Below are 15,544 nucleotides of genomic sequence, written 5' to 3'. Positions count from 1 at the left end.
TTTTCGGCACCTCAAAGTGAAATTCGCGAGCCGGTCAACTTGAATGCCGATTAGGACTGCCCTTTTAGCAATGTCTCTGGCGGGGGCAGCGCAAGCTCAGAGTGTAAAACCGCTGTCGGTGATCGACTGGTTGACTAATCCGCCGGAAAACTTGCCGGGTACCGTTCTGCTTGAGCCTCCAGTGACCGAGACAGGATTGCAGCCTGACGTTCAAGTGACTCCACTCGAATCTTTGTCGCCACCTCTGGGGCTAGTTTCTTCTTCTGTCACGGGACTGCCTGTAACCATGTGGCAAGGCAGCGATCCCAATCGATTGGATGAATTGATCCGGCGTGTACCTGTCAAGTCTATCCCAGCCATGCAACGGCTCCTGTTTACGCTGCTATTATCCGAAGCCCGCCCACCCTCTGGGCCCGATACGCAAGATCAACTTTTAATGTCCCGACTGAACCGTTTGATGCAGCTTGGAGCTGCCGATCCGGTTCAATCGCTCGTTCAGTTGGCGGGTCCAACCGATACGCAGTCGCGGTTTCAGAAATGGTTTGACGCAACACTACTGACCGGGGACGAAGACCGAAGCTGCAGTGCCCTAATCGCGCAGCCCAGTCTGTCGCGAGATTACTCCGCGCAAATTTTTTGCAAGGCACGAAGGGGTGACTGGGCGTCGGCAGCCCTGACGCTTGAGGCTGCTCACGCATTAGAAATTTTGCCGCCAGAGGAGCTGGCTCTTTTGGATCGTTTTCTCAGTCCCGAACTGTTTGAGGGAGCAGATTACCTTCCGGAACCCGAAAGCCCGGATCCGCTGACCTTCCGGTTGTTTGAGGCGATTGGAGAGCGTCTGCCAACCGCATCTTTACCGCGCGCCTTTGCAAATGCAGATTTGCGCGATGTTGCGGGGTGGAAAGCTCAGATTGAAGCGGCGGAACGCCTGACCCGAATTGGGGCACTGACACCCAATCAATTGCTTGGGTTATACACCGAAAGATCTCCGGCGGCATCAGGCGCCGTCTGGGACAGGGTATCTGCTGTTCAGAAGTTTGAGTCGGCCCTTCAATCGACCGACCGGCAGGAAATAGCGAAGCGCCTCACTATTGTTTGGCAGCAGATGCAAAATATTGGACTCGAAGTGCCTTTTGCTGAACTGTTCGCTGAAAGACTGGCAAACTTGCCATTGTCGGACCCGGAAGCAGAAAATTTACGGTGGCGCGTTTTGTTGCTGTCCGAAATTTACGAAGATGTGGCTCGCACAGTGCCGGAAGGACCAACCGAGAACCAGTTTCTGGCAGCGTTGGCACTTGGAGACCCAAGTGGTGCTCAGTCCCCTTCACCGCTTGCGGACGCAATCTCTGAAGGTTTTGTGTGGTCAGCGCCTATCCCTTCCGAAATCGAAGCTCTGTTGGACGACGGCCAATTAGGTGAAGCAATTTTGGAATCTATGACACTATTTGGTCATGGTGCCCGCGGAAACTTGGTCGATTTGACTGCTGCAATCGCCGCATTCCGTCGAGTGGGGCTTGAAAACACGGCAAGACGCGCGGCTTTACAATTGATGATCTTAGGCGGAGCCTGACCATGCCTTCACCGGCCTCTCAGGACTTATGGATTTCAACATTCCTGGAAGCGCAGGCGGCCGAACTTGGAGCGGCCACCAACACGCTTCTGGCGTATGGCCGTGATCTGCAAGATTTTTCGTCTTGGCTGGATCGCCACAAATCTGAATTTAATTTGGCCAGCAGAGACCAGATCGAAGGCTATCTAATTGACTGCGATGCCCAGGGGTTATCCCGCTCCACGCTGGCACGTAGGCTATCCGCGATAAAACAACTTTACCGATTTGCATTCGAGGAAGGCTGGCGCGAAACGAACCCCGCCATTCAGATAAAAGGTCCGGGGCGGCAGAAACGCTTGCCGAAAACGCTAGATGTAGCCGAGGTAGATCGCCTGCTTGAGGCCGCTCGTCGAACAGGTCGCAGTACGAGCGACAAAATCCGAAATACGTGCTTGATGGAGCTTCTTTACGCAACCGGAATGCGCGTGACAGAGCTGGTGTCGTTGCCAGTTTCATCTGCACGCGGCGATCCACGCATGTTGCTTATTTTGGGTAAAGGCGGCAAGGAAAGGATGGTTCCTCTGTCTCCGCCAGCCCGGGACGCGCTGGCCGCCTGGTTGATCTTGCGGGATGAGGCCGAAGATCAGGCAGTTGCCAAAGGCGTTCAAAGATCCCGTTTTCTGTTCCCTTCGCGAGGAAAATCAGGGCACCTAACGCGCCATCGTTTTTTTCTGTTGGTGAAGGAATTGGCGGTCGAGGGCGGCGTTTCACCTGAGAAAGTCACCCCTCATACCCTTCGTCATGCCTTTGCTACCCACCTCTTAGCAAATGGCGCGGATCTGCGATCCATTCAGACCCTGCTGGGTCACGCTGACGTGGCTACCACTGAAATTTACACCCATGTTCTGGACGAGCGCCTGTCCAAGCTGGTGCTGGAACACCACCCTTTGGCCAAAGATGGTGGGTCGAACTAGGGCTAAACCCTTGATTGCACGAGGCCGCACCCCCATAACGGATGCAGAAACAGTAATTATCAAGGACCGATGGAACCCACTCCTTCTCTGCTAGATGGCGCTTTTTGGATCACTTCCTGCTCCATCCTCCTCCTGCTAGTGCTCTCGGGCTTTTTTTCCGGATCGGAAACCGCGCTTACTGCTTCATCCCGAGGCAAGCTGAGGGCGCAGGCAGATAAGGGATCGAGGGGTGCTAAAAAAGCTTTGGACATTACCGACGACAACGAACGCCTGATTGGATCGGTTCTGCTAGGCAACAACCTGGTGAACATCCTTGCGGCTTCGCTGGCAACAGCCCTATTCACACGGCTGTTCGGTGAAAGTGGCGTCGCTTTGGCCACCCTTGTCATGACTTTTCTGGTGTTGATCTTCGCGGAAGTGTTGCCCAAGACCTACGCTATTACGAACGCGGAAAAGGCAGCGGCAGCAGTCGCTCCGGTCATCAGTATCGTTGTGACCGTTTTCTCACCCATCGTTGCTGCGGTGCGTCTTTTGGTACGCGGTGTATTACGTATTTTTGGCGTGCAAATCGACCCTGACAGCAACATTCTGGCAGTACGAGAGGAAATTGCTGGAGCCTTGCAACTGGGCCACTCCGAAGGCGTCGTTGAAAAAGAAGACCGGGATCGCATTCTTGGCGCGTTGGACCTAGGAGACCGCGCCGTTGAAGAGATCATGCTGCATCGATCAAACATCGAGATGATCGATGCTGACGACGAACCCGAAGCCATTCTAAAACAGTGTCTCGAAAGTCAGCATACTCGCCTGCCGGTGTTCCGGGACGAACCGGAAAACATCGTAGGGGTTGTTCATGCTAAGGACCTGTTTCGAGCGATGTACGCTCAAGCCGGGGGAGCAGATGGCGACACAGAGCGATTGAAAACATTTGATATCTCAAAAGTGGCGAACGATCCCTATTTCGTACCCGAGACGACAACGCTGGATGACCAGATGCGGGAGTTTTTACGAATGCACAGCCACTTTGCCCTTGTGGTTGACGAATACGGATCGTTACGCGGTCTGATCACGCTGGAGGATATTCTGGAAGAGATCGTTGGCGAAATCGCTGACGAATTCGACATTGACGAAGAAGTACCTGTCACCCGAACGGAAGACGGCCAGTATCTTGTCGAAGGTGCCATGACGATCCGCGATGTAAATCGCGCGCTCGAGTGGAACTTACCCGATGAGGAGGCAAACACGGTTGCCGGACTTGTCATTCACGAAGCTCAGATGATCCCTACCGTCGGTCAGGTATTCTCATTTCATGGATTCCGTTTCGAAGTGACAGCCCGCGAGGGCAACCGGATTACTGGCCTGAAAGTCAGGCCCTTGTAAACGATGTTTCTCGCTTGGTGAAAACGACAATTTCGGTCGTTCCTGCGACAGAACAGTATCGCTCTGCCTTGCACCGTCTCGGCAACAATTGGAGGCGCAGATGAAAAACGCATGTCAGGTGGTCGTCATTGGCGGCGGAGTAGTAGGGTGTTCCGTATTGTACCACCTGACTAAGTTAGGTTGGTCGGACGTGATGTTATTGGAACGGTCCGAGCTGACTTCGGGCTCAACATGGCACGCGGCAGGAGGTTTCCACACGCTTAACGGCGACACTAACATGGCCGCGCTCCAAGGATATACGATCCGATTATACAAAGAGCTGGAAGAGATTACCGGAATGTCCTGTGGGCTGCACCATGTCGGCGGTATTACTCTGGCTGACAACCAAGACCGCTTCGACATGTTGTTGGCCGAGCGGGCCAAGCATCGGTTTATGGGTCTTGAAACTGAAATTGTCGGGCCCGAGGAAATTAAGCGGATCGCGCCCACAACGAACACCGATGGCATTATTGGAGCGCTATATGATCCATTGGATGGACACCTTGATCCGTCAGGCACCACTCACGCTTATGCCAAGGCTGCCAGGATGGGTGGCGCAGCAATCGAAACTCATTGCATGGTGGTCGAAACCAATCAGCGCGCCGATGGCACATGGAACGTTGTAACGGACAAGGGAACTATTCATGCAGAACACGTTGTAAACGCGGGCGGGCTTTGGGCACGCGAAGTCGGAGCAATGGCAGGCATCTATTTCCCCCTGCACCCCATGGAACATCAATACCTAGTAACTGACGCGATTCCAGAAATCGAAGCTATTATCGACGCCGGTGGAGAGCATCCACACGTCATGGACCCAGCCGGAGAAAGCTATTTGAGGCAAGAGGGACGCGGCCTTTGCATCGGCTTTTACGAACAGCCTTGCAAACCTTGGGCAGTTGACGGAACGCCGTGGAGCTTTGGGCACGAGTTACTGCCTGACAACTACGACAAAATCACTGACAGTATCGAGTTCGCTTATCGTCGGTTTCCGGTTCTTGCCAAGGCAGGCATAAAATCGGTCATTCATGGCCCGTTTACCTTTGCGCCTGACGGAAACCCACTGGTTGGGCCAGTACCGGGGATGAGAAATTATTGGTCCGCCTGCGGTGTGATGGCCGGGTTTAGTCAGGGCGGAGGCGTGGGTTTAACCCTTGCTCAATGGATGATCGAAGGCGAGCCGGAACGAGACGTCTTCGCCATGGACGTAGCTAGATTTGGAGACTGGATTAGCCCTGGCTATACACGGCCCAAGGTGATTGAAAACTATCAGAAACGTTTCAGCGTCGCTTACCCAAACGAAGAACTGCCCGCCGCGCGCCCCAATCGAACAACGCCCATGTATGATATTTTCAGCGAAATGGGCGCAGTATGGGGACAGCAATACGGGCTGGAAGTGCCCAACTATTTTGCTCAGTGCGGTGAACCGGGATATGAAACACCGTCATTTCGCAGGTCAGACGCCTTTGACGCGACCGGGCGTGAGGTGCGAGCCGTGCGAAACGGTGTCGGCATCAACGAGGTCCACAACTTCGGTAAGTACCTTATCACCGGTCCGGGTGCCCGTGCATGGTTGGATCGGATCATGGCAGGCCGGATGCCAAAGCCTGGCCGCTTGTCGCTAACTCCAATGTTGTCTCACAAAGGCAAGCTGATTGGGGACTTCACTGTGTGCTGCCTTAGCGAGACCGAATTTCAACTGACTGCATCATACGGCAGTCAGGCTTTTCACATGCGTTGGTTTGAGCGGAATGCTCAAGAAGACGTCGTTGTCGAAAACGTTAGTGACCGTTTGAATGGTTTTCAGATAGCAGGGCCGAAAGCCGCAAGTGTATTGGCCGAATGCACGCGAGATGACATCAAGGATTTCAAGTTTCTTGATGTCCGCCGCATGATCGTTGGCATGACCGACTGTACCGTTCAAAGGGTAAGCTACACCGGCGACCTTGGCTTTGAGATTTACTGCGATCCGATGGCTCAGCGCCAACTTTGGCAAACATTGTGGCAGGCTGGAAAGCCGCACAGTATGCAACCGTTTGGAATGCGGGCAATGATGAGCTTGAGACTGGATAAGTTCTTTGGGTCATGGATGCGGGAATTTTCGCCGGACTATACAGCGGCTGAAACCGGCTTGGATCGTTTTATCGCGTTTTCCAAAAATGCGGATTTCATTGGTCGTGCACCTGCGGAGGCTGAAAGAGACAAGGGGTTGACCAGAAAACTCGTCTCATTCGAGGTGGATGCCGCCGACGCTGATGTGAATGCTTATGAACCGATCTGGTTGGATGGAAACGTTGTCGGTTTCTGTACTTCGGGCGGGTATTCACATTATGCTCAAAAATCCGTGGCGATGGGATTTCTACCTATCGAACGAGTAAGCGATGGCTTGGAAGTTGAGATCGAAATACTGGGGCAGATGCGAAAAGCGCGGGTAATATTGGAGCCTCTTTTTGACCCAGGCGGAGACAGAATGCGGGGATGACATAACCCCGCTTGGGTTACATGGTAACGACATGAAAAAGATACCAGTCATTCTGTTGGCCGCTGGCCAGTCCCAACGTATGGGCGGCGCAGACAAATTGATGCAAAAGATTGACGGTGTTCCGCTGCTTCGCCGCATGGCGCAGATTGCCGAACCAGTTGGGCCGGTTATAGTTGCCCTTCCTCCAGCGCCCCATCCCAGATACGAGGTTCTGAAAGGGCTGGACGTGTTGGCAGAACCAATCCCAAACGCCTCAGAGGGGATGAACGCTAGTCTGCGAGGCGCTTTGACCAGAGTGCCCCAAAAAGCAGATGCAGTTATGGTTCTGTTGTCGGATTTGCCGGAACTGACAAGTGATGACCTATTGGCGGTTTCACAGTCGATGATATCGCATCCACACAACCTGATCTGGAGAGGAGCCACTAACGATGGAAAACCCGGCCATCCGGTTATTTTTCATCATTCTCTGTTTCCCCAGTTATCCGAGTTATCCGGCGATAGCGGAGCGCAGGCGGTCGTTAGAAACAACATCGACAGGCTACATTTGCAGATACTGCCCAACCAAAACGCATTGATGGATCTGGATACGCCGGAAGAGTGGGCAAAATGGCAGGCAAAGCGGGCAAAGTGACTTAACGTAAGTTTCAAACAAAACACAGCCCGGTCTTTTCAGACCGGGCTGCTGCCCAAAACAGGACTACCACTTTCACCAATCTCAACGAGCGCAGCCATTCAGCCTAATAGGCTTACTGACCATTCCGCTGCCGAACCTAAACAAGACCCCCTCGTTAACATGCCGCTCCGCGCTATGGAGACTGAGATGTGCCTTCAACACCCCCTAGTGTCTCAGGCCCCTCACTTGGGCAAGATCATCGTCGCCTATCAGTCGCCTACAAACAATCTAAAATTGGACAAAAGGGTTAATTTTGACGCCTTCAGGTTGGCAATTTCGCAACAACAAACCAACTCCGTTTCTACTTTAAGTAGATTCTAAAAACCTGCCCGCAGATCAACTATCTATCCAATAAAATAGCTGTGCAGATATCGATTTGAATTGTCAGAACTAGATCGCCAGACCACACAACGGCTACAACAAAGAGAACAATTTTAAGTTGATTGCCTTGACAGAGCGAGCTTGTTCGACTTGATCGTTAACAAAATTGAATCAAATCCGCACTTGCGGCCAATAAGCATTTAAATCGACACCAAACGACCGATTCGCCACACGGCGTCGGCATGATTCGTTTCTCATCCTGTATTAGAAACGCGAAAAGTGGCAAAATTAAGGTATCTTAATTTTTTGATCAGAATCCACCAACACTCGGATGTCATTTCCTGACCATAAGCGCGGATCAAACCGCCCAAACAGACAGGAGTCATAATGAGCATCCGTAAATCTTCACTGCTTTTCCCTCGCACTTCCAATTGGGTCGGAGTCGGCGCACTTGGTGCCGCCTTGCTGGCGACGACCGCCCTGCCCTCTTTGGCAGACGAGGCTCTGGCCGACCTTGTGGAATCCGTTTCACCATCGGTCGTAACAATCATCGCTGAACAAAAATCTTCCCCAGTGCAAGCTCGTGACCAAGACTTTGATTTCAAAGGCCATCCATTCGGTGAGTTCTTCGAGCGTTTTGGCGGGCCCGAAGGCTTTCAAATGCCCGACCGTGGTCCTGGACAAGGGTTGGGTTCCGGTTTCGTCCTTGATGAGGATGGCTACATCGTAACCAATCATCACGTGGTCGACAACGCCAGTTCCGTAACTGTACGTCTCAGTGACAACCGGTCATACGAAGCGGAAGTCGTTGGCACTGACGCATTAACCGACATCGCCGTTTTGAAGATTGACGCCGGTGAAGACCTTCAAGCCGTGCGGCTTGGCGACAGCGACGTAATACGCGTTGGCGAAGATGTTGTTGCGATTGGTAATCCGTTTGGGCTTAGCTCGACGGTGACCACAGGGATCGTTTCGGCCAAAGGCCGCAATATCTCTGAAGGTCCTTACGCTGAATTCATCCAAACAGATGCAGCTATAAACAAAGGCAATTCAGGCGGTCCGCTATTCAATATGGAAGGCGAAGTGATCGGCGTGAACTCGGCCATTTATTCACCCAGTGGTGGTTCTGTGGGCCTTGGGTTTGCTGTTACTTCGAACATCGTTGAACACATCACCGCAGATCTTCGGGATGATGGTCAGGTAAGCCGCGGCTGGTTGGGTGTCTCTATCCAGAATGTCAGCCCTCAGCTGGCAGCAGCTCTCGGTATTGACGAAACCTCGGGAGCGTTGGTCTCGGATGTTGTTGACGGCAGCCCAGCGGACGGAACTCTTCAACAGGGCGACGTTATCCTGAGCTTTAACGATGAAGCCATCGACTCCAGCAGCGATTTGCCGATCCTTGTCGGCACGACCAAGGTGGGATCTGACAGCGTTCTAACCGTTCTTCGCGATGGCAAAGAACAAAAGATCGAAGTGACTATAGGTCAACACCGATCGGCTGAAGCCCAGATCGACAACATCGCCGACGACAAGGTTGAAGGCACGTCATTGGGCGTTACCGTGGCACCACTGACAGAAAGCACCCGGACTGAAATGGGCATGTCCGAAACAGTGGATGGTGTGGTTGTAACAGAATTGCAACCTGAAAGCCCAGCAGCCAAAGCCGGACTTCAGCGTGGCGACGTCATCGTTCGGATTGGAAATCAGGACACAGTGACGCCAGATGCCCTGAAAGCAGCGCTGGAAAGCGAAAAGACTGACCCTGCGTTGCTGTTGATCAACCGTGGCGGGAATCAGATCTTTGTCGCAGTCGAGATAGCCTGACACCAAGCCCAAGTGCGCCACGTGATGGGGAGATCTGGCGCACTATTCCGACCAGCGCGGTTTGTCCACGTGCTGTCGGAAAGGCCGGGTGCGGCTATGCACCCGGCCAGTTTTTTTTAGGAAGAGACTATGTTTATATCGCGAGTAAAGGGAGCCCCGACCATGAGCAGACGGCTGTTGATCGTTGAAGATGACGAAGACACACGTGACTTCATCGCCAAAGGTTTTAGCGAAGAGGGCTATGTAATCGAGGCCGCTTCTGATGGTCGCGAAGGACTGTACCATGCCACTGACGGCGGGTTCGATGCTGTTGTGCTGGACCGAATGCTGCCTGGGCTGGATGGCTTGTCGTTGATCAAGTCGATGCGAGCTGCAGGAGTAAAAACCCCTGTATTGATGCTTACGGCCATGAGTGCGGTCGACGAGCGTGTCAAAGGCCTACGGGCCGGAGCAGACGACTACTTGGTTAAGCCGTTTTCATTTCAGGAACTCCATGCCCGTATCGAAGCCCTCTTGCGCCGCCCTCAGGAGTCGGAAGAAACTGCCACCTTGGGGTGTCGCGACCTTGAGATGGATTTGCTGACCCGCAAAGTGACACGCAATGGTCGCGAAATCACGCTCACGCCGCGCGAATTTCAAATTCTCGAGTTTTTCTTGCGCCGCAAAAACCGCGTCGTTTCCCGCACAATGTTGCTGGAAGGCGTATGGGATTATCATTTCGACCCCAACACGAATGTCGTCGATGTCCATATTTCTAAACTGCGCCGACAGCTGGACGAAGGTGGCGACGATCCGATAATTGAAACCGTCCGGGGCGCCGGATATATGGTTTCGGATGCATAACGTTCTGCTTTCACTAAAGAATTCCCGGACAAGATTAGTGCTGGCCAGTATGGTGCTCAGCACATTGTTGACTGCGGCCATTCTGGCAATGGTATACGTCACGGCCAACCGAACTATCGCCAGTGAAACCAGGTCCGTTGTCTCCGCAGAATTGACCGGGTTATCAGACGAGTATGAGCGGCGCGGTTTGATCGGCCTGATGAACGCGATAGAGCGACGACTTCCCACCGCCGCGGATCGCGACGCGCTTTACTTGCTTACCGGTCGGCAAGGAACCAAGTTGGCCGGAAACCTTGTGAGTTGGCCCGACGATGTAATAGCCGGCAGCGGTTGGGTCGAGTTGCAGCTCCGAAAAGGCGAAACTGACGAATACGTGCCGATCTCTGCTGCATCAATTCGCCTTCCCGGTGGTGAGCGTCTTTTGGTCGGGCGCGACGCCCTGGCGCGACAGCAATTTGATCGTATCTTATTCAGAACGGTCGGACTGGCGCTTTTAACAGCATTTGCGCTCAGTTTATTGACCGGCTGGTTGCTTACAAGGCTGGTTTTCTCGCGCCTAAAGGACTTCGCTGATACTGCAGACAACATAGTTTCGGGCGATCTTTCGCTTCGAATGCCATTGCGAGGAACAGGAGACGAGTTCGATCAAGTGGCCGGAACGCTTAACAACATGCTGGATCGAATTGAAGAGCTGATTAGTAATCTACGTACCACATCAAACTCCATCGCCCATGACTTGCGCTCGCCTCTGTCGCGGCTGCGCCAACGTGTCGAAGCGCTTAGTGAACCAGAAAAGACCGACGAAGAGCGCGAAGTCGACATGGCGCGGGCAACTGGCGAGATCGATCATGTTCTGCGTGTTCTGACACAATTGACCGAAATATCACGCGCCGAAGCAGGATTGGGCCGAGAGCAATTCGAACCGATAAACCTTCGCCAACTAGTCGAAGACGTAGTGGAACTGTATGAACCTGTGGCGTCCGATCAAGGCATACAACTTGAAGTAGTAGGTGCTTCTGAACCAATTCAGGGCCATCGCCCACTGCTGTCCCAAGCTCTGTCCAATCTGCTGGAGAATGCGATGCGATATGCGCCGCACGCCTCAAAAATCACCATCGGAATCCGCGAAAATGGCCCATACACTCTATTAAGCGTTCGAGATCGCGGACCCGGGGTGCCTGAGGCCGATCTTCCACGCCTGCAAATGCCTTTTGTCACACTGGACCCAGCCAGAACACAACGGAACGCAGGTTTGGGGCTGGCTTTAGTCGCCGCCATTTCACACATGCACGGCGGAGCTTTCATGGCACGTAATTGCCAGCCGGGGCTTGAAACTATCTTGAAACTGGCGCGGACTCCCTAATTAGGAATGCCGTTGATCGCCAAAGTTTTGTTTTTGTAGCGTTTATCCTCGGTCACATCCGCACCGAACCAATCAGGAGGTGAATAAGCGCGCGCGGCTTCTTCGGAGTTGAACTCAATCTCGACCAAACACAAAGAAGAAAGAGAGCCCAAGAATACATCTAACTCAAATGTCCGCCCGTCAGGCAGTAAGCCAGTGTAGCGCTCTTTCTCTACCCTTCTACCCTCTGTTTCAGGCCAAAAGATTTCGAACTGCGCACCTGAAATTTCAGCCTCACGCTCGACCCGTGCGATGTCACCTCCTCCCTTAAGGGTCATAAAATATTGGTCATTTTTTTGTCGAAGTCGCAATTCAGTCGAATCGTCAGGGTGGGTCAAATAGCCTTGGCGCACGAACGCTTTGCGGGTCTGCGAAAGGTCAGGCATCGTCGCGACCAAAAATTTGCGTTCAATTTCTAAGCTCATCTTTTTGAATCCAACCCTTTGTTCAATTCCTTGAACAGTTCCCTGTAAGCCAATCCGGCAACGCTCCGACTGGCGTAAGTGACGACCGGAGCGCGATATAGACCCATTCGTTCAATATCAGCTGAAAAGGGGATGCTCGTACTCATAAAACGCTTGCGGTATTGCTTGCGCATGGCTGCTATCGTTTCCACGTGCAGTTTTTTACGCCTCTGCACCATAGAGAAGAAGGCGCGTAGTTTTTTCTTGGGAAGTTTGTGTTCATCAAAGAAACCGACCAATTGGTCGAACGTTCGTTCAGACAAGGTACTTGGAATAACCGGAACCACAATAGTATCAGCGGCCTTAAAGATGTTTTCGGATAGGGTCGAAAAGTTTGGCGGGCAATCCAAAACAATCACGTCGTAGTCCCCACCAACAGACTTCAGTGCCTTTTTCAAACGCGATCTTTTATTGCGCATTCGGGATAGAAAGACGTCAAAATCGCGATACGTCATATTTGCCGGTAATACGTCCAAGTTCTTAAAATCACTGGCTCTTATCGATTTGGTAAAGCGTTTGACGTCTTCGAAAAAACGCGCTTCGGTAAGTTCCTTTGAAGGTTTAACCCGAAGGTAAAACCCAGATGCCCCTTGCGGATCGAGATCACACAGTAAAACATGCATTCCCGCCTGTGCACAGGCATAAGCCAAGTTAACCGAAGTTGCAGTTTTTCCAACACCGCCCTTATTGCTGTAACAGGCAATGATTTTCATTCCTCAGTCCCCCGGTGTTTGAAACAGGATACAGAACAGCTCTCGGATGTCCGGACTGTCGAAATGTTGGAAGTTAGAGACTACCCTTTCCCTCTCAGCCTGTTGCCTTTGGTTGAGAATTGCTATCAATCCTCCAACCGACAATCCAAGATTCGCGTCAACTTGACCCGAGCTGGAACTTTGTTGGACAGCAAAAGCCAACAAAGCGTCTTGCTGAACCGAACAATCATTGAAATCTCCAAGATTGTCCTGTAGCCGTTTCAAAGGTTTGATAATTGTTTTGAATGCCTTAGCATCGAAAAGCTGGGCAAAAAACTCCATGAGGTACCGCAGCTTTTTGCAGTGAATGCGCAACTCATGAACTGCCTCGTCAGGGGTTTCAGGATCGATACTACGAGCCAGCTTGCAGACCTTTCGGTAGCGTTTCCAGATCAGAGAGCAAGCATATTTATAAGCACCAAGGTCGGCATTTTGGCCAAATTCCAAACGCGTTGGATCGTCAAATTGAGCTGCCAGCTCTTTCATCGACTGGTCGTAACTGGCACTCCGAAACCTGCGAGACAACTTCTTCTGCTCACGTGCGCGTTCTGTTTCAAATTGATCAAACATCTTGCCCAATCCGGCGTGAAGAGACGGCGGCACAAGTTTGAAGTAACTTTCTCTTTCCAGCAGATAGACATCAAGATCCCTTAGCCGACCGGTTGGAGACATCAGATCGGAAAAGATGCGTTTAAGTTCGGCAGTCTCTTGGTCGGAAAAAACTCCTTTGAAAAGGCTCAATACGGACCGGACTCGGCGCAAGGACACGCGGTAATCGTGAAGAAACTCGGTGTCGATGTCGGCAATCACGCCTGCTTCATTTTTTCGCGCGACGGCAATGAAAGTTCGGATGATTTCCGTCGCAGCCTCGGACGCCGGTTCCAACTTGCCAAGGTGTATGGTCGGCTTGGCTTGATATTGTTCCACATTCGGGAATAAAGCTCCGAACACGGTTTCTAGGCCGTGATGCGATCCGGCCATTGAACGCAATGAGCCCTTAACGGTCTCAAAAGCGCGGTCGTAACCACGCAGTCTTTGGATCGAAGCCAATGAAACCTGCCCGGCATCGGACCTTAGTACTACAAAAGAGCCTCTGACCACTGTTTTCTGCAATTCGTCAAGCGCGGCTAAAGAGCCGGTTTCGATGATCCCCCTGCCTATCTCTGTCAACGCGCGCAGCGGTGGAAATCCAGCCAAGGAGTCCCGAACGGGTCCATCAGGCAATTCATTCACAAACTTGCCATAGCCTTTGCCGGCCTGCGAAACCCACACTTGGTCCGGCTGCAGCAATTGTAATCTATTTCCGGATTCGATCAGAAGACATCCAGAATTTCGAAGGGACTGGCCATGATCATCAAGAATGACAAATGGTTTTTTCTGCTGATGCAGTTCAGCTTGCAGCGTCAGGTTACTGTCAGCTTGCAGAGCAACATCCAAGTCGAACGCGCCGGGAAATACTACCAAATCGTTATCTGCATCCGACATGCTCAACCCTTTTTCGCCTTATTCAGGTAGTCTTGAACCAATGTCTCAACGATTTTTGAACGCTGCTGCCTTCCTCGATGGCCCTGATCTTTAATGCCTTTGGAGTTTTTCCGTCCAACCTTAATGAGGTGTTCTTTTTCACTTTGGACATCATCACCCCTATGACAGCATGACGTCATGAAATCTCAACTTATCTATACGATCAAGGTTCCTTAAAGAATAAGTCGGAATTAATTGACAAATGTAGCCCTGTGTTCGCCAATTCGAATATGTGCCCGGTTTTAAGAACAGAAAAATAATCTGACCGTGTTTTGACTTAAAATTGACCGCTTGAGAGACGGTCGTCTTTACGTCGATTATGGTCCGCTTTGAACCACTGCCATACGGCATGAGTTGGCCACGATTTCAATGTGAGCGTAAGTGTTTAAGTTTGATGAATAAACCAGGGTGACAGATTGGCAGCGTCCAGATAGAACGGCGCCATGACCGATCCTGTCTCCTCCATTCGCAACCTTGGCCCTGCCTATGAGGACGCTTGCGCCCGCGCGGGAATTCATTCGGCGCAAGAGCTTCGAGATTTGGGAGCAGACGAAGCATACGCTAGGCTATTAACTGCTGGCACCAAACCGCACTTTATCGGTTATTACGTTCTGGTCATGGGCTTGCAGGGCCGCCCGTGGAACGATTGCAAAGGCGATGAAAAGAAAGCTTTGCGCGAGCGGTTCGACTTGATCAAAGCAAATGCGCAAAGCTCTCCGGCGAGCCAGATGATTTCAGAACTGGATGCACTTGGCGTTCGCGTTAATGTTCAAGACTTTGAACAAACTTAAAGTGCCGCGCCACAAATCGGGCGCGACGTCTTTACATTTTCGGTTGGCCCACTAGCCGACCAATTCAATTCCGGAAAAGAAGTAGGCAATCTCTACCGCGGCAGTTTCAGGAGCGTCTGAACCGTGAACCGAGTTTTCCCCGACGGACTCGGCGAACTCAGCTCGGATGGTTCCGGGTGCCGCGTCAGCGGGATTGGTCGCGCCCATGACTTCGCGATTTTTCGCTATGGCACCTTCGCCTTCCAGAACCTGAACAACGACCGGAGCTGAGGACATAAATTCGCAAAGCTCGTCATAAAAAGGGCGCTCGGCGTGGACTTCATAAAACTTGCCAGCTTGTTCCTTTGTCATATGGATACGCTTTTGCGCGACGATGCGCAGACCGGCTTCTTCAAATTTCGCGTTAATTTTGCCGGTCAGGTTGCGGCGTGTCGCATCCGGTTTGATGATTGAGAATGTGCGTTCCAGTGCCATGTAGGCCTCTCCTTAAGTTGCCAGCGCGGATTGCACCACGCCAAAATCCATCGCGCGC

13 protein-coding genes are annotated in these 15,544 nt (G+C 52.2%); 9 read left to right on the top strand and 4 right to left on the bottom strand.

What is annotated here, in order from left to right:
- Nucleotides 1-43: 43 nt before the first annotated feature.
- The 8 genes from AC2FNE_RS04830 to AC2FNE_RS04795 all read left to right on the top strand — a co-directional run bounded on the left by AC2FNE_RS04830 (nucleotide 44) and on the right by AC2FNE_RS04795 (nucleotide 11,442).
- Nucleotides 44-1,570, top strand: coding sequence for a hypothetical protein (locus tag AC2FNE_RS04830; RefSeq protein ID WP_496804881.1), 1,527 nt, complete (start codon nucleotides 44-46; stop codon nucleotides 1,568-1,570).
- 2 nt (nucleotides 1,571-1,572) lie between these two features.
- Complete coding sequence (locus tag AC2FNE_RS04825; RefSeq protein ID WP_496804880.1) at nucleotides 1,573-2,523, top strand: site-specific tyrosine recombinase XerD; 951 nt, start codon at nucleotides 1,573-1,575, stop codon at nucleotides 2,521-2,523.
- 69 nt (nucleotides 2,524-2,592) lie between these two features.
- Nucleotides 2,593-3,900 carry an HlyC/CorC family transporter gene (locus tag AC2FNE_RS04820; RefSeq protein WP_170608187.1) on the top strand — a complete coding sequence of 436 codons (1,308 nt, stop codon included), beginning with the start codon at nucleotides 2,593-2,595 and terminating at the stop codon, nucleotides 3,898-3,900.
- Nucleotides 3,901-4,000: 100 nt separating this feature from the next.
- Nucleotides 4,001-6,418 carry a GcvT family protein gene (locus AC2FNE_RS04815; protein ID WP_170608189.1) on the top strand — a complete coding sequence of 806 codons (2,418 nt, stop codon included), beginning with the start codon at nucleotides 4,001-4,003 and terminating at the stop codon, nucleotides 6,416-6,418.
- Nucleotides 6,419-6,449: 31 nt separating this feature from the next.
- Nucleotides 6,450-7,049: a nucleotidyltransferase family protein gene (locus AC2FNE_RS04810; RefSeq protein WP_170608191.1), complete on the top strand. Its 600-nt coding sequence runs from the start codon at nucleotides 6,450-6,452 to the stop codon at nucleotides 7,047-7,049.
- Between the two features lie 750 nt (nucleotides 7,050-7,799).
- Nucleotides 7,800-9,236 carry a DegQ family serine endoprotease gene (locus AC2FNE_RS04805; RefSeq protein ID WP_170608193.1) on the top strand — a complete coding sequence of 479 codons (1,437 nt, stop codon included), beginning with the start codon at nucleotides 7,800-7,802 and terminating at the stop codon, nucleotides 9,234-9,236.
- 162 nt (nucleotides 9,237-9,398) lie between these two features.
- Entirely contained in the window at nucleotides 9,399-10,079 is a 681-nt protein-coding gene (locus tag AC2FNE_RS04800; RefSeq protein WP_170608194.1) for a response regulator transcription factor, read from the top strand.
- Between the two features lie 37 nt (nucleotides 10,080-10,116).
- Nucleotides 10,117-11,442 (top strand): sensor histidine kinase, encoded by a 1,326-nt coding sequence (locus tag AC2FNE_RS04795; RefSeq protein ID WP_367648103.1) that lies wholly within the window; start codon nucleotides 10,117-10,119, stop codon nucleotides 11,440-11,442.
- Here the strand turns inward: AC2FNE_RS04795 and AC2FNE_RS04790 are convergent.
- Genes AC2FNE_RS04790 through AC2FNE_RS04780 form a run of 3 tightly spaced genes read right to left on the bottom strand, consistent with a single transcriptional unit; the run spans nucleotide 11,439 to nucleotide 14,182 of the window.
- Nucleotides 11,439-11,906: a CYTH domain-containing protein gene (locus AC2FNE_RS04790; protein ID WP_170608196.1), complete on the bottom strand. Its 468-nt coding sequence runs from the start codon at nucleotides 11,904-11,906 to the stop codon at nucleotides 11,439-11,441. The two genes, AC2FNE_RS04795 and AC2FNE_RS04790, sit on opposite strands and share 4 nt — an antisense overlap.
- Complete coding sequence (locus tag AC2FNE_RS04785; protein WP_496804879.1) at nucleotides 11,903-12,658, bottom strand: ParA family protein; 756 nt, start codon at nucleotides 12,656-12,658, stop codon at nucleotides 11,903-11,905. Before AC2FNE_RS04785 ends, AC2FNE_RS04790 begins: the two co-directional genes overlap by 4 nt.
- Before the next feature lie 3 nt (nucleotides 12,659-12,661).
- The gene (locus AC2FNE_RS04780; RefSeq protein ID WP_496804878.1) at nucleotides 12,662-14,182 is read right to left on the bottom strand and encodes a CHAD domain-containing protein; all 1,521 of its coding nucleotides are present in this window, start codon (nucleotides 14,180-14,182) and stop codon (nucleotides 12,662-12,664) included.
- Nucleotides 14,183-14,664: 482 nt separating this feature from the next.
- Between AC2FNE_RS04780 and AC2FNE_RS04775 the strand changes: the two genes are divergently transcribed.
- Nucleotides 14,665-15,012, top strand: a complete 348-nt coding sequence (locus AC2FNE_RS04775; protein ID WP_170608200.1) for a TfoX/Sxy family protein — start codon at nucleotides 14,665-14,667, stop codon at nucleotides 15,010-15,012.
- A gap of 51 nt (nucleotides 15,013-15,063) precedes the next feature.
- Here AC2FNE_RS04775 and ndk read toward each other — a convergent pair whose 3' ends face one another.
- Nucleotides 15,064-15,486: a nucleoside-diphosphate kinase gene (ndk, locus tag AC2FNE_RS04770; protein WP_068334875.1), complete on the bottom strand. Its 423-nt coding sequence runs from the start codon at nucleotides 15,484-15,486 to the stop codon at nucleotides 15,064-15,066.
- Nucleotides 15,487-15,544: the final 58 nt, after the last annotated feature.

The sequence above is a fragment of the Ruegeria sp. YKSD179 genome, assembly GCF_059612885.1.
Note: the sequence above shows the minus strand (reverse complement) of the source record. Positions and strands in the feature narration are given on the sequence as shown.